The sequence below is a fragment of the Gordonia sp. McavH-238-E genome (assembly GCF_022348225.1).
GTDB classification, from domain to species: Bacteria; Actinomycetota; Actinomycetes; order Mycobacteriales; family Mycobacteriaceae; genus Gordonia; species Gordonia terrae.
Map to the genome: position 1 here is coordinate 20,774 of NZ_JAKRFE010000020.1, position 23,271 is coordinate 44,044.

Here is a 23,271-nt window from a genome sequence, read left to right on the forward strand (position 1 = left end):
CGACGCCGGTCTCAACCGGTCCCGGGACGCTCGATAGACTGCCCGCCATGGCCGAAGCTGCAGGTGAGGGTGACCAGAGGCCCCCGTCGTGGAAGAACGCATGGCCGTTCTTCGTCGCGGCGGGCGTCGTGGGCCTCGTCGTGCTCGGCGTCGTGCTGTCGAATGTGACCCGTCCCGCCGAGGACCGGGCCGGCGACTCGGCCCAGGTCCAGTACGCGATCAACGACGTCTACACCGCGCGGAACGGCCCGAATTATGCCGAGTACCGGGCGAACACCTGCGCCGCCGACGTCGAGGCGGCCGATTTCATCTCCGAAGAGCGGTTCGTGCAGGACAACCGGGAAACCCTGACCCGCAACGGTCACATCGAGATCCCGGAGATCACGGAGTTGGTCGTCGACGGTGACCGGGCGACCGCGAAGGTTCATTGGCACTATGACAAGACACCCGACGACGTGAACGTCGTCGACACGATCGTGGTGCGCGAGAACGGCGAATGGAAGGTGTGTTCCTCATGACCTATGCCGGTGACCTGACCCCCCGTGAGGCGTGGGAGAAGCTCGAGAGCAATCCGAACGCGGTGCTGGTGGACTGTCGGACGCAAGCCGAATGGTCGTTCGTCGGCGTGCCCGACCTCGAGATCCTGGGCAAGCGCACGATCTTCGCCGAGTGGACCACCTTTCCCGAGGGGCGTCGTAACGACGACTTCGTCGCACAGCTGCGCGATTCGGGCGTGTCCGACGACCAAGAGGTCATCTTCATCTGCCGCTCCGGGCATCGGTCGATCGGCGCTGCGCAAGCCGCGACCGCCGACGGAATCGGCAAGGCCTACAACATCGTCGACGGTTTCGAGGGTGCCCTCGACGAGAACGACCATCGCGGCGCGTCGGGCTGGCGTGCCGAGAACCTGCCGTGGAGGCAATCGTGAGTCCTGATCTGCCCGTGGGTCGCCCGCTGCCCGAAGGGTTGTCGGCCGACACCATCGCGGTACGCGGTGGATTGTCGCGCTCCGGATTCCACGAGACCTCTGAGGGCCTCTACCTCACGAGCGGTTACGTCTACGACTCCGCCGAGGCGGCTGAACGTGCCTTCACCGGGGAGGACCAGCGATTCGTCTACTCGCGCTACGGCAATCCGACCGTCGAGATGTTCCAGGAGCGTCTGCGTCAACTCGAGGGTGCGGAAGCGTGTTTCGCGACCGCGAGCGGTATGGCCGCGGTGTTCGTCGCACTCGGGGCGCTGCTCAAGGCCGGTGACCGGCTCGTCGCCGCACGCAGCCTGTTCGGTTCCTGCTTCGTCGTGTGCAACGAGATCCTGCCGCGGTGGGGTGTGGAGACCGAATTCGTCGACGGTGAAGACCTCGAACAGTGGGAGCGGGCGCTGTCCAAGCCCACCGACGCCGTGTTCTTCGAGACGCCGTCGAACCCGATGCAGAGCCTCGTCGACGTCGTGAAGGTCTCCGAACTCGCGCACGCCGCGGGCGCACAGGTGGTGCTGGACAACGTCTTCGCCACGCCGTTGCTGCAGCGTGGTCTCGATCTTGGCGCCGACGTCATCGTGTACTCGGGCACCAAACACATCGACGGACAGGGCCGCGTCATGGGCGGCGCCGTGCTCGGCGCCAAGGAGTACATCGACGGGCCGGTCCAGCAGTTGATGCGCCACACCGGTCCCGCGTTGAGTCCGTTCAACGCCTGGACGCTGGTGAAGGGTCTGGAGACACTGCGCCTACGCGTCGACGCCTCGGTGTCCTCCGCGCTCCGGATCGCCGAGTTCCTCGAGGCCGACCCGCGCGTGCGGTGGGTGAAATACCCGTTCCTGCAATCACATCCGCAGTACGATCTCGCGAAGTCGCAGATGTCGGGCGGCGGCACCGTGGTGACCTTCGAGCTCAACGACCACGACGGCATCGACGGCAAGAAGCGCGCTTTCGAGGTGCTCAACGGCCTGCAGATCGTCGACATTTCCAACAATCTCGGTGACTCGAAGTCGCTGATCACCCACCCGGCGACCACCACGCATCGTGCGATGGGGCCCGACGGACGCGCGGCGATCGGCCTCAGCGACTCGGTGGTGCGGCTGTCGGTCGGGCTCGAAGGGGTCGACGACCTGCTCGGGGATCTGGACCAGGCGCTGGGCTGAGCCGGCGCGGCTAGTCGAGGCCGTCGATCCCCAACGCGTTCAACACCGTCCGGAGTTTGAACGCGGTCTCCTCGAGCTCGCCCTGGGGATCGGAGTGTTCGACGATGCCGCCCCCGGCCCACGTGCGGAGGCTGCGACGATCTGCCTCGAGTTCGAGGCACCGGATGGTCACCATCCACTCGCCGTCGCCGGCGGCGTCGCACCAGCCGACGGCTCCCGCATAGAAGCCGCGTTCCCCCTCGACCTCTCGGATGATCTGTGCCGCAACATCACTCGGTGTGCCGCAGACGGCGGGGGTTGGTCCGAGCAGAAGCGCGAGATCCAGTGCGGTGGTGGCGGGGTCGCGGAGCGTCGCGCGGATCGGGGTGGCGAGATGCCACACCTCACCGGTCGACTGCAGGCGCGGGGTCGACGGCGCGTCGACGTCGTCGCACAGATGCGACAGCCGGTCCCGCAGATGATCCACGACGAACGCGTGTTCGGCGAGATCCTTGGCCGAGGAGAACAATCCGTCGGCGACCGCGCGGTCGACGACCGGATCCGGCGATCGGGGCGCCGACCCCGCGTACGGGTGACAGGTGACGACCGATCCCGACTTCCGCAGCAGCACTTCGGGACTCGCACCGAACAACCACGACCCGGAGCCGGTGGCCGCGCCGAGGTCGACGCCGAACGCATTGTGCCCGGCGTTCCCGCCCGCGAGGGCGTCGAGGAGTTCGCCTGGCGCGACCTCTCGGTCGAGCACGATGTCGACGCTGCGGGCGAGGACCACCTTGCCGACGTCGCCGGCGACGATGCGTTTGACGGCGTGCGCCACCCGTTCGCGGTGTTCATCCGCGGTGGGGTGCAGGGTGGTCGACAGCGGGATTCGCGACAGCGGCGGTCCGCCGGCCAGCGGTGCGTCGTCGAGGTCCAAGACCTCGGGCACCACCAGCGCGGCCGGGTCGGCGAGATCGAACGGGATCGCGCCGGTCAGCGCGCCGACCTCGCCGGAACGCAGCGCGGCCGAGGCCGCATCGACATCGGTGAAACCCCGGACGGCGCCCCGGCCCCGCACGGTGCCGTGCGGGCGGGACAACACGAACACATCAGTCGCTGACACCCCTGACACGCTACAGGTAAGTGTGCCCTAACTTCGGATCACGCTGAGTGAAAATTGACACGTCTGCGCGGCATCGACGACTCTGGTTCGTAGGTCATGAGTGCCAGTGACAAGCCCCGGCTCGCTGGTCGGCAACCCTCCTCCGCGGTGGGGTGCTCCGGGTGACGACCTGGCCGCGTACCGACCGGACGCGGCAAGCGCGGAAATTCAGAGGAGCTCCTGCCATGACCGCTGTCCTGTCAGCACCGAGAACTGTCGGCCGCGAGTCTGTCGATGCCCACGTCGTCGGTCTCGACCACCGTGCGCGCCCGGCCGTTCCCGGTCTCGCCCCGGTCGTCGGCGCCGACGTGACCGTACCGTTGGCGGGCGGCGGGACGACGCGATACGTCAATCTCGATTACGCGGCGAGTGCGCCGGCACTGAGTTCGGTGGCCGCCGCGGTCGCCGAGGGGCTCGGCGAGTACGCGAGTGTTCACCGCGGTGCCGGCCATCTGTCGCAGGTCACGACCGCCCGGTACGAGGCCGCTCGGGAGACCGTGCGCGAGTTCGTCCGCGGGCGGGTCGACGACACCGTCGTCTTCACCCGCAACACCACCGACGCCATCAACCTCGCCGCCCACATCACCCCCGGGGACGTCGTGGTGCTCGACATCGAGCATCACGCCAATTTGCTGCCGTGGTGCGCGCCGCGCGACGGTCGCAACCGGGCCCGGGTCGTCCCGGCCTGCGACACCATCGAGGACACCCTGGTCGCGCTCGAGGCCGAGCTCGCGTCGGCGCCGGCCTCGCTGCTCGCGGTCACCGCGGCGTCGAACGTCACCGGCGAGGTGCTGCCGATCGGCCGGCTCGCGTCGATCGCCCACCGGCACGGGGCCCGCATCCTGGTCGACGCCGCGCAGCTCGTCGCGCACCGACCCGTGTCCATCGTCAGTCACGGCATCGACTACCTGGCCTTCTCCGGACACAAGGCGTACGCGCCCTTCGGCGCCGGAGTCCTGATCGGCCGCCGGGACTGGTTCGACGCCGCCGATGCCTACCTTGCCGGCGGCGGTGCGACCGCCGACGTCGACCTGGGTCCGAGTGCCGGTGGGGTCACCTGGCACACCGGGGCCGCCCGCCACGAGGCCGGATCGCCGAACGTGCTCGGCGCGGTGTCGATCGCCCGGGCCTGTCGCGCACTCGCCGACCTCGGGCCGGAGGCGATCGGGTTGCACGAGGCGCGCCTGTCCGAGCGTCTCGACGGGGGACTGGCCGCGATCGACGGGGTGCGGCCGTTGCGGATCTTCGCCGACTCCACCGATCGGGTCGGCATCGCGGGCTTCACCGTCGACGGCATCGCACCGCGGGTCGTCGCGGAGTATCTGAGTACACAACACGGCATCGGTGTGCGCGACGGCCGGTTCTGTGCCCACCCGCTGCTCAGACGTCTCGGTCATCCGGCCGGCGCGGTTCGCGCGAGTTTCGGCGCGGGAACCACCTCCGATGACATCGACCGGCTGCTCGACGCGCTACGCGCCCTGACCGCAAGCACTGACCGAACAGACGATCCGACCGAACTCGAACGAGGGGTGACACGATGACCATCGAACTCGACGCACGTGCAGACCGCGGCACCGTGGTCCCCGCACCGACATCCGCACCGACGGCCCCGATCAGCATCGGCCGGCCGGGGTTTCAGGTCGCCGTCGCCGGAGACGAACTGGCACAGACATTTCCGATCGTCGTGCGACGCGAGACCCTTCGCGATGCGCAGCGGGCGCGTTCCCTGCTCCGGGCCGGCAGCCACGATCAAGCGAGATTCGTTGTCGCTCTGGAGGTGGAGGTGGCCGTCGCGCCGGATGCCGCGTCGGCGCGTGCGGCGGCCGCTGACGCGGTGGTCGCGTCGTCGGAGGCGAGCTCCGGGACCATCCGCTACATCGGGACCACCCACGGACTGATCACGCTGGTCCGCGACATCTACGCGGCCGAGGTCGCCGACGCGGTGATCCTGGTCCCGATCGACGGCGCGGCCACCGAAGTGCGCATCCGCGAACAGATCCTGCCGGTTCTCGCCGAGCAGCGGCACCGCGTGGCCTGACGGCCCGGCCTCGGTCCGGGTGTCCTCAGTCCAGCGCGCGGATGCGCGAATGCGCAGGCTGGAGGTCGAGGATCAGCCCCATGCGGTCCGGCGAGAACAGGCCCGAGGCCATGGTGCGCAGGTCGGGGTCGACGAGGAGCTCGAACTCCGAGCGGTCGAGTACGTCGCGCTGTAGATCCACGCCGGGGGCGATCTCGACGACGGTGATGCCTGCCGGCCGGAGTTCGAGGACCGCACGCTCGGTGACATAGAGGACCCGCTGACCCTTCTCGATCGCTCGCCGGCCCGAGAAGGTCGGTGAGTCGACGTCGGCGACCAGTTTGGTGTGCGGACCGTCGGCTCGGATGTCCAGCCGGCCGTTCCCGATCCCGATGTCACGACGGCCCGCGGTGAACGAGCCAACGAAGACGATCGAGGGTGCTCCCGTGGTGATGTCGACGAAGCCGCCGAGGCCCGCGGTGACATGACGCCGCTTGGGCAGGCTGTGCACGTTGACGTTGCCGTGCCGATCGATCTCGAGGAAGGAGAGCAGCGAATGCTCGAACCCGCCTCCCTGCAACAGCGTGAACTGATCCGAGCTCTGCATGATCGCGTCGGGGTTCTGCGATACGCCGAAAACGAAGTCGAGCAGCGGGACACCGCCGACCGCGCCCTGTTCGATCACCCACGAGACTGCCTGTGGAAGACCTTCTTCCACGAGAACGTGGGGGACGAGTGCCGAGACGCCGAAGCCTATGTTGGCGATCTCGCCGGATCGCAACTCCGCAGCGGCGCGACGCGCCATGATCTTCTCCAAGGAGAAGGGGACGGGGTCGAGGGTGCTCAGTGGGCGTCGCAGCTCACCCGAGATGGCGGGGTCGTACGGGGTCTGGGTGGTCTGTAGCTGATCGGGCACGACGACGATGGCGTCGACGAGGATGCCGGGTACCCGGACCGCCTGCGGTGCGAGACTGCCGCCCTCGGCCAGGTACTTCACCTGCGCGATGACCACCCCGCCGTTGTTGTGTGCGGCGTAGGCGAGGTCGAGCGCACCCAGGGGCGAGGCCTCTTCTTCGAAGGTGAGGTTGCCGTGGGTGTCGGCGGTGGTCGCGCGGATGACGGCGACGTCGGGAACCAGCGCCTCGTAGAACAGCCACTCCTGGTCGTCGATCTCCTGCACCCGGACGTAGGCGTTCGGCGTGATGGTGTTCATCCGTCCGGCTCCGACGCGGGGGTCGACGAAGGTGTCGATGCCGACCTGCGACAGCACCCCGGGCTGCTTGGCGGCCGCGGCCCGATGGAGCTGGAACAGAATGCCCGACGGAAGGTTGTAGGCCTCGACCTCGTTGTTCTCGATCATCTGCCAGATCGCGGGGGGGTCGGCGCTCGACGGACCGGACGGATAGGAACCGGCGACGACGCGGCGGAGCAGGCCGGGACGGGCGAGATGGTCGATGCCCTTGATCCCCCACATGTCGCCCGCGGCAATGCTGTGAACGCTGGTGATCCCGGCGGGCGAACGGGTCTCGTCGAACCGTGTGCCGATACCGGCGAGGACGGCGTCCGGGCAGCCGAGACCCGACGAAGAGCTGACCGTGATGGTGTCGCCGTCGTGGATCAGGTCGGCAGCCTGGCGGGCGGTGAGGATTCGAGGTGTGTGCACGAGCTCTCCTGGTGGGACGGACGGATCGGGTGGTCGGGGTGGGTCGTCGAGGCGGACGGCTCAGGATGCGGAATCGTTGTGCGGCAGGAACTTCAGGACATGGGTGGCCACCATGCAGGTCTCGCCGCGCTGATTCGTCGCGACGATCGACGAGTACGACTTCTGGTCGGCATCATCGATCCGGTCGACTGTGTAGGTGATGGTGACCGTGTCCCCGAGGAAGACCGGCGCGACGAAGCGGACACGGTCGTAGCCGTAGGACACCGCGCGCTCGCCGGCACGTGCCGCGATCTCGGTCGACGCAGTCGAGGACAGACCCAGGATCAGGACTCCGTGGGCGATGCGCTCGCCGTAGGAACCGGCCTCCATGTACGAGCGGTCGATGTGATTGCGCGCGAAATCGCCGGTGATGCCCGCGAATCCGTATACGTCGTATTCGCCGACGGTCTTGGTGAAGGTCGCGGTGTCCCCTACGTGCAGACTCAGGGGAGTGGAGTTGGTTGCGATCGGGTCGGTCATGTCGTCGTACTCCTCATCGGCTCGGCCCGGCGGCCGCCGGCGTCGGGCCGGCTGCAACGGGAATCAAGAAATCGGTTTCGCTTCGTTGACGGACGTGGCCACCCCCCTGACCGCCGCGGCCGCGTGCGCGGTGGGATCCGCCATGGCGGCCTCCGCCGAACCGGCCACCGCCGACAGTTCCACCGCGAGGTCCGGCGGGCGGGCGTCGAACCGTCCGGCCACAACCAGCGAACGCACACCTCGTTCGGCGCAGTGCCGGAGGACGGTTCCCACGAGTTTCCCGGTCGACGAGGTGCGGTCGTAGCAGCCCTCGCCGGTGATGACGAGATCTGCGGTGGGCAGTGCCGCGGTCAATCCGGTGAGCTCGTTGACCCGCAGTGCCCCGGGGGCCTGCGTCGCTCCCCACGCCAGGAGTCCGAAGCCGGTTCCGCCCGCGGCGCCGGCGCCGGGTTGTGTTGCGCTGATCCCGAAATGGTCTGCCATGACACCGCCGAAGTGGTGTAACGCACGGTCCAGAGCCCGACGCGTCGGCTGGTCGGCGCCCTTCTGTGCGCCGAACGTGTGTGCCGCCCCGGCCGGTCCGCACAATGTGGCCGTCGTGTCGGTCAGGATCTCGACCCCATCGGGTGGGAGGGCGGCGAGTCCGGTGGAGTCGATTCGGGTCACGCGTTCGAGATCGAGCGCATCGACGACGTGGACCGGCCGATCGTCGTCGTCATAGAGGCGCAGGCCCAGTTCGAGCAGGGCCCCGACCCCGCCGTCGGTCGATGCCGATCCGCCCAGGCCGACGACTATTCGACGTGCGCCGGTGCTCAGAACGGCCATGATCACCTGTCCCAGCCCGCGGGTCGTCGCCCGGGTCGGTGCCGGGTGCGCCATCAGGGGAAGGCCGCTCGACTCCGCGAGTTCGATGACGGCGACCGAACCGGGCAGTTCGAGCCAGCGGGCTTCGACGGGCCGGCGGTCTGGTCCGCACACCGGTCTGCCGACGACGTGCCAGCGCGAGTCCGCCGTCGACGAGGCGATCGCCGACAGCGTCCCTTCGCCACCGTCCGCCTGGGGCAGCACGGTCAGACGGTCGGATGGGCGGGCCTGTTGCCAGCCGGTGGTGATCGCCGTCGCGATCTCGTGCGCGGATGCACTGCCCTTGAACGAATCCGGCGCGACGACGACGTGCCACGGTGCCGGGGCTCGCGAGGCCTCAGCCGGTGGCGTGGCCGCCGGGACCTGTCGGTTCACGTGATCGAGTAGCCGCCGTCGACCGGCAGGACGACGCCGGTGACGTACCGTGCGGCGTCCGAGACGAGGAACGTCACGACGTCGGCCACGTCGTCACCGTCGGCGAAGCGCTGTAGCGGAATGCGTGTGAGTTTGGCATCGCGGAACTCGGCCTCGCCGAGTACATCTGCGGTCATCGCGGTCTCGATGTAACCCGGGGCCACGGCATTGACCCGGATTCCGTACTTGCCCAGTTCGACGGCAAGCCCCTTGCTCAGTTGTGTCAGTGCGGATTTCGTCGCGCCGTAGGGGACGATCCCGGGTACGGCGCGGTCGGCGGACAGGGAGGCGACGTTGACCACGCTGCCCTTCGTCTCGACAAGGCTCTTGGTGGCCTGGCGGATCAGCCGGAACGCCGACGACACATTCACCTCGAGCAGCCGATCGAAGTCGTCGTCGGAGATGTCGATCGCGTCGGTCCGCTTCTGGATCCCGGCTGCGTTCACGATCACGTCGAGCCGCCCGGTGCGGGTGATCGCGGCGTCGATCGCGGCCTGGCTGACCGCGGCGTCGGTCAGGTCACCGCACACCGCCGAGCCGCCCATCGATCCCATCAGGTCGTCGACCCGCCCGTCGGCGTCGAGGCCCACGACGTGCATCCCTTCGCGGGTCAGACCGGCCGCGATCGCTGATCCGATGCCGCCCGCGGCGCCCGTGACGATCGCTGTCTTACCGGCCAGGCTCTCGCGAGCCCCGCCCCTCTGCGTGTCGGCCATCGAAGCCCTTTCGTCGGGGGATGGCGGTGGGTTCGGCACACCGCCTAGAAACTGTTTTCTGGACCGAGGTTGCGAAGACGAACGGTCTTTACCTCGATATTCAGAGGGTATAGGCTTCGTGTGTCAATCCGCAAGAAAGCGATTACAGGAGTGTCATGACCACGCTGACCCTGCCGACGGCCACGGGTACCTCGGTGCATCTCCTCGGAGCACCGGCGACCCTCGCGACGGTCGCGACCCCGCCACGGAGTCGCGACGTCTTCGCAGCAGCCCACGTCGTCGCCGATCCCCGACGGGCGTCCGCGGCCGGTGGTGGCGACCAGATCGACTGGGATGCAACCCTGCGGTTACGGCGTGACCTGTGGTCTCTCGGATTGGGGGTCGCCGAGGCGATGGACACCTCGCAGCGCGGCATGGGCCTGAATTGGCAAGGCGCGCGGGAACTCGCCTCGCGGACACTGGACGAGGCCCGGCACCTCGGTGGACGTGTGGTGGTCGGGATCGGCACTGATCAGATCACCACGGAGCGACCCTCCACCACGGAGATCGCCGATGCCTACCTCGAACAGCTCTCGGCGATCGAAGCATCCGGAGGTGACTGCGTGCTCATGGCGAGCCGACACCTGGCGACCGCGGCGAGTGGACCCGACGACTACCTCGCCGTGTACGACAAGGTGCTCGCGCAGGCGCGGCGTCCGGTCGTCTTGCATTGGCTGGGAGCGGTTTTCGATTCCGCACTGGACGGTTATTGGGGACACCGAGACCCGTATACGGCGATGGACACCGTCGTCGACGTCATCGTCGCGCACGCCGAGCGGGTCCGGGGCATCAAGGTGTCACTGCTCGATCCGGCGCTCGAGGTCAGGCTGCGACAACGGCTCCCGGACGGCGTGCGGGTCTACACCGGCGACGACTACAACTACGTCGACATGATCGCCGGCGACGACGACGGGCACAGCGACGCGTTGCTGGGCGCATTCGCGGCGCTGGGGCCGTACGCGTCGGCGGCCTTTGCACGCCTGGACGCCGGTGACGTCGCGGGTTTCCGGACGATCCTCGCCCCGACCGAGCCGCTCTCCCGGCTGATCTTCGCCGCGCCCACGCAGTACTACAAGGTCGGTGTTGCATGGCTCGCGTACCTCAATGGTCAGCAGTCGCACTTCCGGATGATCGGCGGCTTCGAGGTCGGGCGCACCCTGGTCCATCTGGCCGACCTCGTGCGGGAGGCCGACGGGATCGGACTGTTCGTCGATCCCGAGAGCACCGCACGCCGAGCCGCCGCGTACTTCGGCGTCCACGGGATCGGTTGACGCCGTGCGATTGTCGGAGTGCAGCCTCAATTCCGCGACCATCCGCGGTTCGTCGCTCGACGAGGTGCTCGACCTCGCCGTCCGGTACGGGTTCGGCGGCGTGGGCCTGTGGCGTGATGTCCTCGAGGGCCCTGATCTCCGCGACGCTCGTGGCCGGCTGGACGACGCGGGGCTACGAGTGACCAGCGTGTGCCGCGGTGGCATGTTCCCCCAGCCGACCGAATCGCTGCGTCGGGAGAGACTCGACGACAACCGCCGTGCCGTGGACCAGGCCCAAGCGCTGGGTGCCGACTGTCTTGTGCTCGTGTGCGGTCCACCGCTCACCGGAGATCTCGATTCCGCGCGGCGGCAGATCCGCGAGGGTATCGAGCAGTTGATCCCGCACGCGGTCGAGGCGGGGGTCGCCCTGGCGGTCGAGCCGTTCCATCCGATGCTCGCGGCGACGCGTTCGGCGATCACCTCGCTTCGGGAGGCTGCCGCCCTGACCGAGAGCATCGGGCATCCGCTGGTCGGCCTCGCCGTCGACTCCTACCACGTGTGGTGGGAAACCGATCTGCGCGAACAGATCATCGGGTCCGGCGACCGCATGCTGTCGGTGCAGCTCGCCGACTGGTGTACGCCCATCGACGACGAGCTCACGAGCCGGGGGATGCCGGGAGAGGGGGCGATCGACATCGCCGCCTTCGTTGCCGACTGCCGAGCGGCGGGCTACCCCGGCCTGGTCGAGGTCGAGGTGCTCAGCAGTCGCTGGTGGAAGATGCCCGCTGCCGAGACGGTTGCCGCCGCGGCGGCAGCCCTGACCTCGATCGGTGAACCGCTACCATCCTCCTGAGCATCAGGAATCGCTTTCTCGGATCGATCAGCACCACCCGCCATTTTCTGCCGATCAGGAGGACGACACCACCATGTCCACACAGCGCCCGGAGGGGTCTCGGTCGCGGCCGACAATTGCGACGGTGGCCGAGGCCGCCGGTGTCTCCATCGCCACGGTCTCTCGCGTGATGAGCGGTTCCTCCAAGGTGAAGCAGGAGCTCGCCGACCGGGTCCACGAGGCGGCCGATCAGTTGGCCTACCGCCCGAGCCGCGCCGCACGAGGTCTGGCGCTCGGCAGTCTGCGGAACATCGGCGTGATCCTGCCGGACCTGACGAATGCCTACTTCTTCGACGTGGTCAACGAGATGCACCGCGGCGCCGCGGAGAACGGCTACCGGATGCTCGTCGCGGACTCCAACGGTGACCCCGACGAGGAGTTGAACACAGCTCTCGACCTGCTCGGACAGGTCGACGGGCTGATGCTCCTGTCCAGTCGCATCCCGACCGCGGGGCTCAAGCAGCTCGCACGCCGGGAGGCCCCTGCGGTCCTGGTCAACCGCATCGAACTCGGCGTCGACCTGCCGATGGTCGTCGCCGACAACTTCAGTCCGATGATGCAGCTGTGCAGTCATCTGGCTCAGCTCGGGCACACCCGTGCGGTCTACCTGGGCGGATCGGAATTCGCCTGGCAGAACAGGGAACGGTGGCGCGCGGTGCAGAGCGCGGTCGGATTCGGTCTGCAGGTGACGCACGTCAGCGCTGACGGCACGGTCGAAGGTGCACATGCGGCGGTTCCGGAAGCGCTCGAGCATGATCCGACGGCGTTGATCTGCTTCAACGATCTGAGTGCGATCGGTGCCATCTCGGCCTTGCGCGACGCCGGCCTGTCGGTGCCGGAGGACATCTCGGTCACCGGTTTCGACGACATCGTCCTGGCGCGCCACATTGCTCCGGCGTTGACGACGGTCACGTCTCCCAAGGCGCAGCTCGGGCGGCGCGCGTGGGATCTGATGCGCATCATGCTCGACTCCGACGCGCGGCCCGATTCGCCTGAACCGTTGTCGGCGCAGGTCGTACTCCGACACTCGACCGGCCCGGCGCGCATCCTTCGCGGCTGAGCTGCGAGGGACCGCCGACAAACCCAGCGGACCTCTTGAGAAAGCGCTTACAGTGAGATACGCTTCACAACATCGAGCAGTATGTATGTTGCGGCACCACACAGAAAGCGTTCATCAATGCGTAGTAGAGGCACACGTCGGCCGGTGGTGACTTCCGCAGATGTGGCGGTAGCCTCGATCCCGACCGGCGCCACCGTGGCGATGACGGGCGCGGGCGGGGGAATCCTCGAACCCGAGGCGCTCCTGGCCGCCCTCGAGGCCAGATTCCTCGGCGCCGGCGAACCGCGCGACCTCACCGTGGTCTACGCCCTGGGCATGGGTGATCGGATGGGTGGCGGGACCGGAAGGTTCGCGCACCCCGGCATGGTGTCCCGGGTCATCGGCGGTCTGTGGACCTGGTCGCCGGAACTGCGCGAGCTGGCGCGCCGTGAGCAACTCGAGGCCTACGCGCTGCCCGGTGGGGTGATCAGTCAGCTGTTCCGCGAGATCGGAGCCCGTCGGCCGGGCCTCATCACCACGGTGGGCCTGGGGACGTTCGCCGATCCCCGGTGCGGCGGCGGGCGGTTCACCGCGCGGGGGGCCGCCGAACTCGTCGAGCTGGTCGAGTTCGATGGACAGGAATATCTGCGCTACAAGCCGTTTCGGGTGGACGTTGCACTCGTGCGCGGCGACACGATGGATCGGAACGGCAATATCGGATGGGCCGGCGAGGCCGCTCAGCTCGACGCGACATCGGTGGCGCAGGCCGCTCGCGCCTCCGGCGGACTGGTCATCGCACAGGTCAAGAACATCAGCGACGGCGTACTGGACCCCCATGTGGTCCACCTGCCGGCACCGCTCGTCGACATGGTCGTCGAGGTCCCGGGGCAGTGGCAGACGCACGCCGGGGAGTACGACGACCGGCTCTGCCGGTCCGGGGCGCCCGCTCCGGATGCGATCTCGGCGTCGTCGCGGTCTGGGGCGCGAGCGATCATCGCCCGTCGCGCGGCTGCCGAGGTCGGTAGGGGTGGAGTCCTCAATGTCGGCTTCGGTATCCCGTCGCTCGTCATCGACGCGCTGGTTGCGGCCGGCCGCTCCGACGACAACACGGTCCTCATCGAACAGGGCATCATCGGCGGACGGCCCCTGTCCGGTGACTTATTCGGCGCCGCAATCCATCCCGAAGTCGTACACTCGTCGACCACCCAGTTCGATCTCATCAACGGCGGGCTGATCGACACGACGTGTCTCGGCATGGCGCAGATCGACGCGTCCGGATCGGTCAACGTGAGTCGGATCGCCGGTGAGATCAACGGTCCCGGGGGATTCGTGGAGATCTCCCAGAGTGCCGACTCCGTGATCTTCTGCGGCACGTTCACTGCCGATGGCCTCGACGTCGACGTCGTCGCCGGGCGATTGTGCATCCGCCGGGAGGGCCGGCTTCGCAAGTTCGTCCGGACCGTGGAGCAGGTGACGTTCTCCGGTCCGCATGCCACTGCCCGAGGGCAACGCGTCCTCGTCGTCACCGAGCGTGCCGTGTTCCGTCTGGTGGACGGAGGCCTCGAGCTGGTCGAGGTCGCACCCGGTGTCGACATCGAACGGGACATCCTGTCCCACATGGATTTTGTTCCGCTGATCGACTCCCCGGCCCAGATGGACCCGGACCTGCTCGAGTCGGTCGCGGCCTGCGCGGTCTCCTGACCGACGGCCGCATCGCCCATCACACCAAGGAGTGAGTACATGACCTTCGCACCCGGCACGGCGCACAGCCGCATCCCGACCTCTGTGTTCGGACCCGACGAACGTGCGCTCGTCGCCGAGTTCGTGGACGAACGCATCCGCCCGATCGCCGCCGAACTCGATGAGACCGAACGCTTTCCGGAAGAGATCTACGCCGAAATGGGTAAGATCGGTCTCTTCGGCATCACCGTTCCGCACGATGACGGCGGCGCGGGAGGGACCGCCCTCGACTACCTGTTCGTCATGGAATCCCTCTCGTACGGGTACGCCTCGATCGCCGACCAATGCGGTCTCGTCGAGATCCTCGGCACACTCCTCAACACCTACGGCACCGATGATCAGAAGAAGGAGTACCTGCTCCCGATGCTGAGCGCCGAGAAGCGGTGCGCCTACGCGCTGACCGAGCCCGGGTCGGGGTCGGATCTCGGGTCCATCACGACGCGAGCGGAACGAACCTCGACCGGGTGGCGTCTACGCGGCGAGAAGATCTACATCCACAACGCACCGGTCGCCGACTTCGCGGTGGTGCTGGCCGTGACCGATCCGGAGCGGGGGAAGCGCGGCGGGATCTCGGTCTTTCTCGTCGATGTCGACACTCCCGGGGTGAGTCGGGCATACCACGAACACAAGATGGGACAACGCGCTTCCCAGGTCGGTGGCCTCGTCTTCGACGATGCCGAACTCGCGGAGTCCGCGCTGCTCGGTGAGGAGGGGCAGGCATTCGGCTACATGATGAAGGTCCTGGCCAAGGGGCGGCTCGGGATCTCGGGTCTGGCCCTGGGTATCAGTCGTGCGGCGCTCGACGCCGCGGTGCGACAGTCTCTCGACCGGCAACAGTTCGGCAGGGCGATCGCCGACAACCAGGCCATCTCCTTCTCCCTGGCGTCGATCGCCACCGAGTTGCAGGCCGCCACGGCGTTGTCGGTCTCTGCCGCCCGGGCCATCGACTCCGGTGACGACGACGCCGAGGTGCTGTGCTCGATGGCCAAGCTCAACGCCTCCGAATCGTGTGTTCGGCACGCCGACGCAGCGCTGCAGGTGTTCGGCGGCAACGGGTTCATCCGCGGTTACGAGGTCGAGCGGCTGTATCGCGATGCCCGGATCACCAAGATCTACGAGGGCACCAGCGAGATGCAGCGCCTGATCATCAGCCGGTCGCTGCTCCGGTCCGCGGGCTGAGCGTTCGGCGAGACACCGGCGACAGCGTCGAGAAAGCGCTATCAGCGCGACCTGGGGAGCGGTCGTGCGCGTCTGCCGCGAGGGTGCGTCCGCCCATGCCGACCGGCGGTCGCCGAACCGGGCTGAACAGCGTCGATGTCGCTATCTGCACGGTTGAGTGGTCGGCATCCCCACGATCTTGACATGTGTTCCCGATCACTGTAGAAAACGCTTACAGGAGGTGCAGTCTTCATGCCACACACTCACCACGTTCGACCACTGCGGCGATGTGCGACCCTCGTCGTCGCGGCCGCCCTGGGCGCGGCCGCCCTCGTCGGCTGCGGCTCGCAGGACGGGTCGACCACGGGTGCCGACGATCTGCTGATGGTGTCCGAGGTGCGCTCGCTCACCAATCCGTACGAAGCCGCCTGGGTGGAGGGAAGCAAGGCCTACGCCGAATCGGTCGGCGTCGATCTCAAGGTGATCGTGTACGGCGGCGACTCCCAGAACGCCCTGTCGCAGCTGCAGTCCGTACTGGCCACCGGCAAGAAGGTCCTGCTGAACATCAACCCCAACACCAGTGCCGACACCCCGGCGATCGTGCGCGCGGTCCAGAACAGCGGCGGCTGTGCGGTCACCCAGTGGAGCAAGCCGGCCGACCTGCATCCCTGGGACGTCGGCGACGGATGGGCGTCGTACGTGAGCTACGACGGCGTGAAAGAAGGGGCTGACACGGGCGACGTCCTGGGAGCGAGCATCGGCGGCCAGGGTGGTGTCATCGCGATCCAGGGGCTGCTGGCCAACGACATCAGCAAGACGCGCTACCAGGGATTCACCGAGGGCATCGCGCGGCACCCGGGTGTCGTGGTGCTCGACAACCAACCGGCCGACTTCGACCGGAACAAGGCCTACACGACCACCCAGACTCTCTTGAACAAGTACGGGGACAAGGTGAACGGGATCTGGGCCGCCACCGACTCGATGGCGCTCGGGGCACTCCAGGCCGTCCGCGAGAAGGGCAAGGCCGGCCAGATCAAGGTCGCCAGTGCCGCCGACGCCACACCCGAGGGGCTCCAGGCCATCGAGGCCGGCGAGATGGTCTCGACCTACACCACCGACCCCTATTTCAACGGCGCGATGGGACTCGCGATCTGCCACCAGGTGGCGACCGGGCAGCTGAAGGTGTCCGACCTGTCGCGCCTGCAGCGTGAGTTCTATGTCGACCAGACCTTGATCACGAGCGACAACGCTGCTCGGTACCTCGAGCGCCCCACCGACGAAGAGATCGTGGAATCGGTTCGAGATCCGTTCTCGCGCATCGTCGGACCGATCGATCCCGACTCACTGAGCAATGAGGAGTGACCCGACATGACCACGTCAACTTCGGTGCCGCCGGAGACCGGGGAGGCCGGACCGCCGGCTCCCGATGAGCACGACCAGAAGTCGGTATTGCTGTCCCGCTGGGGGCGTTCGGTGGGTCCGCTCGTCGCGCTCGTCGCACTGTGTGTCGTCTTCTCGTTCACCGCCGACTCGTTCTTCACACTCGGCAACCTGAACGCGATCATCCAGCAGGCCGCGATCCCGTTGATCCTCGCGATGGGAGCGACGCTCGTCGTCCTGATCGGCAGCGTCGACCTCTCGATCGAGGGCGTGATGGCGGCCAGCGGACTGACGTTCGTCCTGCTGGCGGCCAACAGCGTGAACGGGAACGATCTGGGCCTGTTCGCGGTGATCATCGCCATCGGGGTGGGAGCGCTCTTCGGCCTCGTGAACGGTGTCCTCCACGCGGTCGCGAAGGTGCCCTCGTTTCTCGTCACCCTCGGCACCTGGTTCGTGGGGCTCGGCGTCGCGACCGTGCTGTTCGGCACCAGCACACCGCAACTGGCGGACGCGGGGCTGGGGGAGTGGGCGCAGGGCGCCTGGCTCGGCATCCCGATCATCGTCGTCTTCGCCGTCGCTGCGCTCCTGCTGACCTGGTTCCTGTGTCGCTGCACCTCCCTCGGAACGCAGACGTACGCGGTCGGCGGCGACGAAGGGGTCAGCAAGGTGACCGGCATCAATGTCACCAGGACGAAGATCGTGCTGTTCACCATCGCCGGGCTCATGTCGGGACTGGCCGGAGTGCTCGCCACGATCCGCCTCGGTGTCGGCGACGTCGGTGTCGGCTCGGGCAATCTGTTCCTCACCCTGTCGGCGGTCGTGGTCGGCGGCACGCTCCTCAGCGGCGGCCGCGGCGGACCATTGCACTCACTCGTCGGAATCCTGCTCCTCGTGGTCCTGGGCAACGGGTTGCTGCTCTCAGGTGCGAGTCCTTACATCCAGCAGGGCGCTCAAGGTGTGATCATCATCGCCGCGGTGATCGCGACCGGATGGCCCGCCCGCAACCGATTGAGGGTCGTGAAATGACACCGTTGCTCCAACTCGACGGAATCACCAAGCGCTACGGACCGAATGTGGTCCTCGACGATGTGTCGCTGACCGTGCACAAACACGAGGTGATCGGCCTCATCGGAGAGAACGGCGCGGGCAAGTCCACTCTGCTGAAGATCCTCGCCGGGGTACATCGTCCCGACGCCGGTGTGATGCGGGTCGACGGCACCGAGCTCGTCTTCGCCGACCCGGCCGATGCCGCCCGTCACGGCGTGGGCGTCGTCCACCAGGAACAGTCACTCCTGCCGAACCTGACCGTCGCCGAAAACCTCACGCTCGGATCGGAATCGGAGTTCGCCCGGCTCGGGCTGATCCGCCGGGGCGCCCGTCGCCGGGCGGCGCAGGCCATGCTCGACCTGGTCGATTCCACCGTGGCTCCCGATACCCCGACCGAGGACGTGGGATTCGCCGAGCGGCAGATGATCGAGGTCGCCCGTGCGGTGAGCGATCGTTCGTCGGGACACGCACCCCTTCTCGTCCTCGACGAGCCGACGTCGGTGCTGCAGCCGGCCGACATCGAGATCCTGCACCGTCGCGTGATGGCGCTGCGTGAGATCGGCTCGGTGATCTTCGTGTCACATCGGCTCGACGAGGTCTTGCGGTTCTCCGACCGCGTCTACGTGCTGCGAGACGGCAAACTCGTCGGCGAACGCACGACGAAGGACGTCGATGAGCGAGAGCTCTACGCGATGATGATCGGCAAGGAGGCCGCGGACGAGATCTACTGCACCGGAAGACGTGAACCCGTGAAGGAGGCGCCCCCGGTCCTCGACGCCCGGAACGTCACGGTGTCCGGCAGTGTCCACGATGTCTCCCTGGCCGTTCGGCCCGGCGAGGTCGTGTGCATGGTCGGCGTCGCGTCGTCGGGCCGAGAGGAGTTCGCTCGGGCGATCTTCGGCGCCGAGCCGGCGCGGGGCACGGTGTCGATCGGCGGTTCCGGTCTGCTCCCGGCGTCACCCAGACAAGCAGTGGCAGCCGGAGTCGCCTATCTCCCGGCCGAGCGCCGTTCCGAGGGGTTGGTCGCGGGCGCCTCGGTCGCCGACAACATCTGCCTCAGTCATCCCGCGCGCGGGCGCCGGGGACGGGCCGCGGCCACTCGGCACGAGGCCCGCGAGTGGATTCGGCAGCTGCACATCCGACCTGACGACCCCGACCTCGACATCGCAAGGCTGTCCGGCGGAAACCAGCAGAAAGCTGTGCTGGCCAAATGGATACGCGATGACGGATTGTCGGTGTTGATCCTCGACCACCCGACTCGCGGACTGGACATCGGCGCGAAAGAAGATGTCTACCGGCTGATCCGGGACCTGTCCGCGCGCGGCGTGGGAGTCCTCGTACTCGCCGACACCCTCGACGAGGCGATCGGCCTCGGGCACCGCATCGTGGTCCTCCGCGATGGGCGGGTCACGGCCGAATACGACTCAGTCGCCACCGAACCACCCACCAAGATCGAGCTACTCGAGAAGATGATGTGACATGGCCGAGACAACGATGACCTCACCGCTCCCGTCGCGCAGCCTCACAATGCCCGGAGGACTCCCGTCCGCGGCGGCGATGCGGACGGCCGGGCCGCCGGCGCTGCTGCTTGTCCTGCTCGGACTCGTCACGATCGCCGAACCCAACTTCTTCTCGACGACCGCCCTCTCGGTGGTGACCGCCCAAGCGCTGCCGATCCTGCTGCTCGGACTGGGGCAGATGTTCGTCATCCTCACCGGCGGCATCGACCTCTCGGTGGCCGCCGTGTGCTCGCTGGGCACCGTGATCCTCGCGCAGACGATCGGGGCGACCGGTCCGCTGGCGATGCTGATCACCGCGGCCGCGACGGCAGCCATCGGCGCCCTGACCGGTCTGCTCACCACGATCGGACAGGTGCCGTCCTTTGTGGTGTCCCTGGGCGCCCTCGGCTTCTGGGGGGCGATCGCGCTCGCTCTGTCCGGGTCCACCACGATCTACATCGACACCAACTACGGCGCGATCTTCTGGCTCAGTTCGGTCACTTTCCTCAGCATGCCGCTCGCGGTGTGGATCGGAGTGCTCATCGCTGCCGCGATCTGGGCTTTCATGCACTACCACCCGCGCGGCAACATCTTTCACCTTGTGGGACTCGGGGAGCGGGCGGCCCTCATGGCAGGTATCCGCACCCGGGGTGTTCGCGTCCTCGCCTTCGCGCTGTCGGGGCTCTTCGCGGGTCTCGCGGCGATCGTCTTGTCCTCTCAGCAGCAGAGTGCCGCACCGCAACTCGCCGACGCCCTGCTCTTGCCCGCCATCGCAGCCGTCCTCGTCGGGGGATGTGCGATCACCGGCGGAATCGGTAGTGCGTGGAAGGTCATCGTCGGTGCCCTCATCGTGACGGTGCTCCGGGTCGGGGGCTCGGTGGCCGGCGTCGATCCCAACTATCAACAGATCGTGTACGGCGCGGTGGTCATCGCGATCGTCGTTCTCACCCTCGATCGCAGCAAACTCGCCATCATCAAATAGACCATCTCTGGAGGTACACACCATGTCTCGAACAGTTCGCGGAGCCGTCATCGACGCCATCGGCGGGAAGTGGAAGGTCGAGGACCTCGACCTCGCCGAGCCCGGTCCGGGCGAGGTCCGCATCAAGGTCATGGCATCCGGTCTCTGCCATTCCGACGACCACCTCGTCACCGGCGACATCCCGAACGCGCTGCCGATGGTCGGCGGGCACGAGGGCGCCGGCATCGTCGATGCCGTGGGTCCGGGTGTGCGGCGACTGGCCGTCGGTGACCATGTCGCCACGGCCTATCTGCCGGCGTGCGGTCGCTGCCGGTGGTGCTCCCAAGGCATGCAGTACATCTGCGACACCGGTGCGGGGATGGAGAACGGGTTCGGCCTCGAGGGCAATCCGCGCTTCAGCCGTACGTCCGGTCAGCCCATCGGCGCCATGCAGCGACTCGGCACCTTCGCCGACCACCTGGTCACCGACGAGTCGCAGGCGGTGAAGATCGACGACGACCTGCCCTTCGACATCGCCTGCCTCGTCTCCTGCGGCGTCGCCACCGGATGGGGCGCCGCCGTCAACGCCGCTCATGTCCGGCCGCGCGAGACCGCGATGATCATCGGGGCGGGCGGAGTCGGGATGAACGCGGTGCAGGGCGCACACCACGCCGGTGCCGCCTACGTCGTCGCCGTCGACCCCGTCGACTTCAAGCGTGAGCAGGCGATGAAACTGGGTGCCACGCACGCCTTCGCCTCGATCGCCGAAGCCGTCCCGTTCGTCGAATCGGTCACCAACGGGCAGGGCGCCGACTCGGCCGTCATCACGGTCGGCGTCGTCGACGGCGCGCTGATCGCCGAGGCCTTCTCGGCGGTCCGCAAGGAAGGCCGCGTGGCCCTCGTCTCGATCGGCCAGAACGAGCCCGGCATCCCGATCAGTCCGCTCGAGATCGTCACCTACGCCAAGACGATCCGCGGCGTGCTGTTCGGCAACTGCAACCCGACCAGCGACATCCCGGCGCTGCTGGACTACTACAAGGCAGGTCAGCTCAAGCTCGACGAACTGATCACCGCGCGGTACACGATCGACCAGATCAACGAGGCCTACGTCGACATGCACGCGGGCAAGAACCTGCGCGGCGTGCTGATCCACGAGCACTGACAAGGGCCCGTCGCACCGTTCCCCTCATCTCGACCCTCTCGACCAGGAGTTCCACATGCAGATGACCACCGCCGCCGACCCCGCGACCATCCGTCGATACGGGATCTTCGTCGACGGGGCCTTCGACGACGCGGACGATCGATCCACGATCGTCCGGCACAGCCCGGTCGACGGACGCGAGCTCGCCGTCTACGCCGCCGGCGACCGCACCGACACCCTGCGCGCGATCGCGGCGGCGCGGCGCGCCTTCGACGACGGTCCGTGGCCGGCGTCGACGTCGATGGACCGGGCCCGCACCCTGCTGCGGGTCGCCGACCTGATGCGGGCGAATGCCGAACGTCTCGCACGCATCGAGGCCGAAGAGACCGGAAAACCGTTGCGCTATGCGGAGAGTGATGTCGCCGGAAGCGCTGAGCTCTTCGAATACGCGGCCGGGCTCGCGATGGCGGCGCACGGGGAGGCGCACACCGGACTGGGGGAAGGGGCCACCGCGCTGGTGGTCCGTGAACCCGCCGGGGTGGCCGGCATGATCCTGCCGTGGAACTTCCCGCTGCTCCTACTCGCCCAGAAGTTGCCGTTCGCACTCGCGGCGGGATGCACCGCCGTCGTCAAACCGTCCGAGTTCACCTCGGGCACGGCGCTCGAACTCGCGGGCATCCTCGTCGAAGCGGGTGTGCCCGCCGGCGTCGTCAACGTCGTCACGGGCTACGGCGCCGATGTGGGGGCGGTGTTGGCCGAGAGTCCCGACGTCGACCTGCTGTCGTTCACCGGGAGCACCGCGACCGGTCACGCCATCACCGCAGCGTCGGCGGGAACGGCCAAACGGTTGTCGATGGAACTCGGGGGCAAGGCCGCCAACATCGTTTTCGACGACGCCGACCTCGACGACGCCCTCGACGGGGTGCTGTTCGGTGCGTTCTTCAACAACGGCGAATGCTGCGTCGCGGGATCGCGTCTGCTCGTGCAGGATTCGATCGCCGACGAGTTTGTGGAGCGACTGGTCGCGGCCGCGCGGCAGGTTCGGGTGGGTGATCCGCTCGACGGGTCCACCGACGTCGGCCCGATGATCCACGGCGGTCACCTCGAGAAGGTCCGGGCCCACATCGCCTCTGCGGAATCCCACGGCGGGCGGATCGCGGTGGGCGGCGGGGTTCCGCTCGGAGAGGACACCGCGTCCGGGCATTTCGTGGAGCCGACGGTCGTGCTCGACGTCACCGAGGTCTCGCCGGAATTCCACCAGGAGATCTTCGGTCCGGTGCTCACGGTGACCAGGTTCGCCGACGCCGCGGAGGCCGTGGCGCTCGCGAACGCGACCGAATACGGACTCTCGGGCTCGTTGTGGACCAAGAACATCGACCGGGCGCTCTCGGTGGCGAAGAAACTGCGCAGCGGGCGGGTCTGGGTGAACACCACGATCGACGGTGGGCCGCAACTCCCCGCGGGCGGGATGAAGCAGTCCGGCTACGGCCGCGAGATGGGCAACGCCGGTTTCGAGGAGTTCACCGAAGTGAAGACCATTCTGATCCGGGAAGGCAAGCGCACGAAGGCTTTCCCTCATATCGACTGACGGCTGCCGGCAGGCGCGGTGACCGGAAACGACGGCACCCGGGCGGGATCTCCTGGGAGAC

Annotated in this window: 21 protein-coding genes and 1 riboswitch; of the genes, 16 read left to right on the forward strand and 5 right to left on the reverse strand. The window is 67.8% G+C overall.

Going from position 1 to position 23,271, the window contains the following annotated elements:
• The first annotated feature begins 47 nt into the window (after positions 1-47).
• Genes MHN80_RS22765 through MHN80_RS22775 form a run of 3 tightly spaced genes read left to right on the forward strand, consistent with a single transcriptional unit; the run spans position 48 to position 2,142 of the window.
• Positions 48-518: a hypothetical protein gene (locus MHN80_RS22765; RefSeq protein ID WP_101819793.1), complete on the forward strand. Its 471-nt coding sequence runs from the start codon at positions 48-50 to the stop codon at positions 516-518.
• Positions 515-928: a rhodanese-like domain-containing protein gene (locus MHN80_RS22770; protein ID WP_033205106.1), complete on the forward strand. Its 414-nt coding sequence runs from the start codon at positions 515-517 to the stop codon at positions 926-928. The genes MHN80_RS22765 and MHN80_RS22770 overlap by 4 nt, the downstream gene beginning before the upstream one ends.
• A complete protein-coding gene (locus tag MHN80_RS22775) occupies positions 925-2,142 on the forward strand; it encodes an O-succinylhomoserine sulfhydrylase (RefSeq protein WP_239403765.1) in 1,218 nt (405 codons plus the stop codon). The genes MHN80_RS22770 and MHN80_RS22775 overlap by 4 nt, the downstream gene beginning before the upstream one ends.
• Before the next feature lie 10 nt (positions 2,143-2,152).
• Here the strand turns inward: MHN80_RS22775 and MHN80_RS22780 are convergent, their stop codons facing one another.
• On the reverse strand, positions 2,153-3,229 hold the full coding sequence (locus tag MHN80_RS22780) for an isochorismate synthase MenF (protein ID WP_239403800.1): 1,077 nt from the start codon (positions 3,227-3,229) through the stop codon (positions 2,153-2,155).
• Positions 3,230-3,336: 107 nt separating this feature from the next.
• Positions 3,337-3,450, forward strand: a riboswitch (SAM riboswitch).
• 18 nt (positions 3,451-3,468) lie between these two features.
• Here MHN80_RS22780 and MHN80_RS22785 point away from each other — a divergent pair.
• Together MHN80_RS22785 and MHN80_RS22790 are read left to right on the forward strand one after the other, a co-directional pair.
• The gene (locus MHN80_RS22785) at positions 3,469-4,824 is read left to right on the forward strand and encodes an aminotransferase class V-fold PLP-dependent enzyme (protein WP_239403766.1); all 1,356 of its coding nucleotides are present in this window, start codon (positions 3,469-3,471) and stop codon (positions 4,822-4,824) included.
• Positions 4,821-5,321, forward strand: coding sequence for a hypothetical protein (locus MHN80_RS22790; protein WP_239403767.1), 501 nt, complete (start codon positions 4,821-4,823; stop codon positions 5,319-5,321). The genes MHN80_RS22785 and MHN80_RS22790 overlap by 4 nt, the downstream gene beginning before the upstream one ends.
• Positions 5,322-5,346: 25 nt before the next feature.
• Here MHN80_RS22790 and MHN80_RS22795 read toward each other — a convergent pair whose 3' ends face one another.
• From MHN80_RS22795 to MHN80_RS22810, 4 genes are all read right to left on the reverse strand, one after another.
• Positions 5,347-6,963 carry an acyl CoA:acetate/3-ketoacid CoA transferase gene (locus MHN80_RS22795; RefSeq protein WP_239403768.1) on the reverse strand — a complete coding sequence of 539 codons (1,617 nt, stop codon included), beginning with the start codon at positions 6,961-6,963 and terminating at the stop codon, positions 5,347-5,349.
• 60 nt (positions 6,964-7,023) lie between these two features.
• The gene (locus MHN80_RS22800; RefSeq protein WP_239403769.1) at positions 7,024-7,482 is read right to left on the reverse strand and encodes a MaoC/PaaZ C-terminal domain-containing protein; all 459 of its coding nucleotides are present in this window, start codon (positions 7,480-7,482) and stop codon (positions 7,024-7,026) included.
• A 63-nt stretch (positions 7,483-7,545) separates the two neighbouring features.
• The gene (locus MHN80_RS22805; protein ID WP_239403770.1) at positions 7,546-8,721 is read right to left on the reverse strand and encodes a glycerate kinase; all 1,176 of its coding nucleotides are present in this window, start codon (positions 8,719-8,721) and stop codon (positions 7,546-7,548) included.
• The gene (locus MHN80_RS22810; RefSeq protein ID WP_239403771.1) at positions 8,718-9,476 is read right to left on the reverse strand and encodes an SDR family NAD(P)-dependent oxidoreductase; all 759 of its coding nucleotides are present in this window, start codon (positions 9,474-9,476) and stop codon (positions 8,718-8,720) included. The genes MHN80_RS22805 and MHN80_RS22810 overlap by 4 nt, the downstream gene beginning before the upstream one ends.
• Before the next feature lie 155 nt (positions 9,477-9,631).
• Between MHN80_RS22810 and MHN80_RS22815 the strand changes: the two genes are divergently transcribed.
• The 11 genes from MHN80_RS22815 to MHN80_RS22865 all read left to right on the forward strand — a co-directional run bounded on the left by MHN80_RS22815 (position 9,632) and on the right by MHN80_RS22865 (position 23,210).
• Positions 9,632-10,786, forward strand: coding sequence for a dihydrodipicolinate synthase family protein (locus tag MHN80_RS22815; protein WP_239403772.1), 1,155 nt, complete (start codon positions 9,632-9,634; stop codon positions 10,784-10,786).
• Between the two features lie 4 nt (positions 10,787-10,790).
• Positions 10,791-11,618, forward strand: coding sequence for a sugar phosphate isomerase/epimerase (locus MHN80_RS22820; protein ID WP_239403773.1), 828 nt, complete (start codon positions 10,791-10,793; stop codon positions 11,616-11,618).
• Positions 11,619-11,691: 73 nt separating this feature from the next.
• A complete protein-coding gene (locus MHN80_RS22825) occupies positions 11,692-12,717 on the forward strand; it encodes a LacI family DNA-binding transcriptional regulator (RefSeq protein ID WP_239403774.1) in 1,026 nt (341 codons plus the stop codon).
• A gap of 144 nt (positions 12,718-12,861) precedes the next feature.
• The gene (locus MHN80_RS22830) at positions 12,862-14,397 is read left to right on the forward strand and encodes a CoA-transferase (protein WP_239403775.1); all 1,536 of its coding nucleotides are present in this window, start codon (positions 12,862-12,864) and stop codon (positions 14,395-14,397) included.
• A 39-nt stretch (positions 14,398-14,436) separates the two neighbouring features.
• Complete coding sequence (locus MHN80_RS22835) at positions 14,437-15,615, forward strand: acyl-CoA dehydrogenase family protein (protein ID WP_004020794.1); 1,179 nt, start codon at positions 14,437-14,439, stop codon at positions 15,613-15,615.
• A 231-nt stretch (positions 15,616-15,846) separates the two neighbouring features.
• Positions 15,847-16,956 (forward strand): sugar ABC transporter substrate-binding protein, encoded by a 1,110-nt coding sequence (locus MHN80_RS22840; protein ID WP_239403776.1) that lies wholly within the window; start codon positions 15,847-15,849, stop codon positions 16,954-16,956.
• Positions 16,957-16,962: 6 nt separating this feature from the next.
• Positions 16,963-18,000 carry an ABC transporter permease gene (locus MHN80_RS22845; protein WP_239403777.1) on the forward strand — a complete coding sequence of 346 codons (1,038 nt, stop codon included), beginning with the start codon at positions 16,963-16,965 and terminating at the stop codon, positions 17,998-18,000.
• On the forward strand, positions 17,997-19,499 hold the full coding sequence (locus MHN80_RS22850; RefSeq protein WP_239403778.1) for a sugar ABC transporter ATP-binding protein: 1,503 nt from the start codon (positions 17,997-17,999) through the stop codon (positions 19,497-19,499). The genes MHN80_RS22845 and MHN80_RS22850 overlap by 4 nt, the downstream gene beginning before the upstream one ends.
• A 49-nt stretch (positions 19,500-19,548) precedes the next feature.
• On the forward strand, positions 19,549-20,502 hold the full coding sequence (locus tag MHN80_RS22855) for an ABC transporter permease (RefSeq protein ID WP_374206408.1): 954 nt from the start codon (positions 19,549-19,551) through the stop codon (positions 20,500-20,502).
• A 22-nt stretch (positions 20,503-20,524) separates the two neighbouring features.
• The gene (locus MHN80_RS22860) at positions 20,525-21,643 is read left to right on the forward strand and encodes a Zn-dependent alcohol dehydrogenase (RefSeq protein ID WP_004020799.1); all 1,119 of its coding nucleotides are present in this window, start codon (positions 20,525-20,527) and stop codon (positions 21,641-21,643) included.
• 55 nt (positions 21,644-21,698) lie between these two features.
• Positions 21,699-23,210: an aldehyde dehydrogenase family protein gene (locus MHN80_RS22865; protein ID WP_239403779.1), complete on the forward strand. Its 1,512-nt coding sequence runs from the start codon at positions 21,699-21,701 to the stop codon at positions 23,208-23,210.
• Positions 23,211-23,271 lie beyond the last annotated feature (61 nt).

Coding starts and splice junctions, on each gene's coding strand:
- MHN80_RS22765 (WP_101819793.1), top strand. CDS start 48: ATGGCCGAAGCTGCAGGTGAGGGTGACCAGAGGCCCCCGTCGTGGAAG.
- MHN80_RS22790 (WP_239403767.1), top strand. CDS start 4,821: ATGACCATCGAACTCGACGCACGTGCAGACCGCGGCACCGTGGTCCCC.
- MHN80_RS22850 (WP_239403778.1), top strand. CDS start 17,997: ATGACACCGTTGCTCCAACTCGACGGAATCACCAAGCGCTACGGACCG.
- MHN80_RS22785 (WP_239403766.1), top strand. CDS start 3,469: ATGACCGCTGTCCTGTCAGCACCGAGAACTGTCGGCCGCGAGTCTGTC.
- MHN80_RS22855 (WP_374206408.1), top strand. CDS start 19,549: ATGCCCGGAGGACTCCCGTCCGCGGCGGCGATGCGGACGGCCGGGCCG.
- MHN80_RS22810 (WP_239403771.1), bottom strand. CDS start 9,476: ATGGCCGACACGCAGAGGGGCGGGGCTCGCGAGAGCCTGGCCGGTAAG.
- MHN80_RS22860 (WP_004020799.1), top strand. CDS start 20,525: ATGTCTCGAACAGTTCGCGGAGCCGTCATCGACGCCATCGGCGGGAAG.
- MHN80_RS22815 (WP_239403772.1), top strand. CDS start 9,632: ATGACCACGCTGACCCTGCCGACGGCCACGGGTACCTCGGTGCATCTC.
- MHN80_RS22825 (WP_239403774.1), top strand. CDS start 11,692: ATGTCCACACAGCGCCCGGAGGGGTCTCGGTCGCGGCCGACAATTGCG.
- MHN80_RS22845 (WP_239403777.1), top strand. CDS start 16,963: ATGACCACGTCAACTTCGGTGCCGCCGGAGACCGGGGAGGCCGGACCG.
- MHN80_RS22770 (WP_033205106.1), top strand. CDS start 515: ATGACCTATGCCGGTGACCTGACCCCCCGTGAGGCGTGGGAGAAGCTC.
- MHN80_RS22800 (WP_239403769.1), bottom strand. CDS start 7,482: ATGACCGACCCGATCGCAACCAACTCCACTCCCCTGAGTCTGCACGTA.
- MHN80_RS22840 (WP_239403776.1), top strand. CDS start 15,847: ATGCCACACACTCACCACGTTCGACCACTGCGGCGATGTGCGACCCTC.
- MHN80_RS22865 (WP_239403779.1), top strand. CDS start 21,699: ATGCAGATGACCACCGCCGCCGACCCCGCGACCATCCGTCGATACGGG.
- MHN80_RS22835 (WP_004020794.1), top strand. CDS start 14,437: ATGACCTTCGCACCCGGCACGGCGCACAGCCGCATCCCGACCTCTGTG.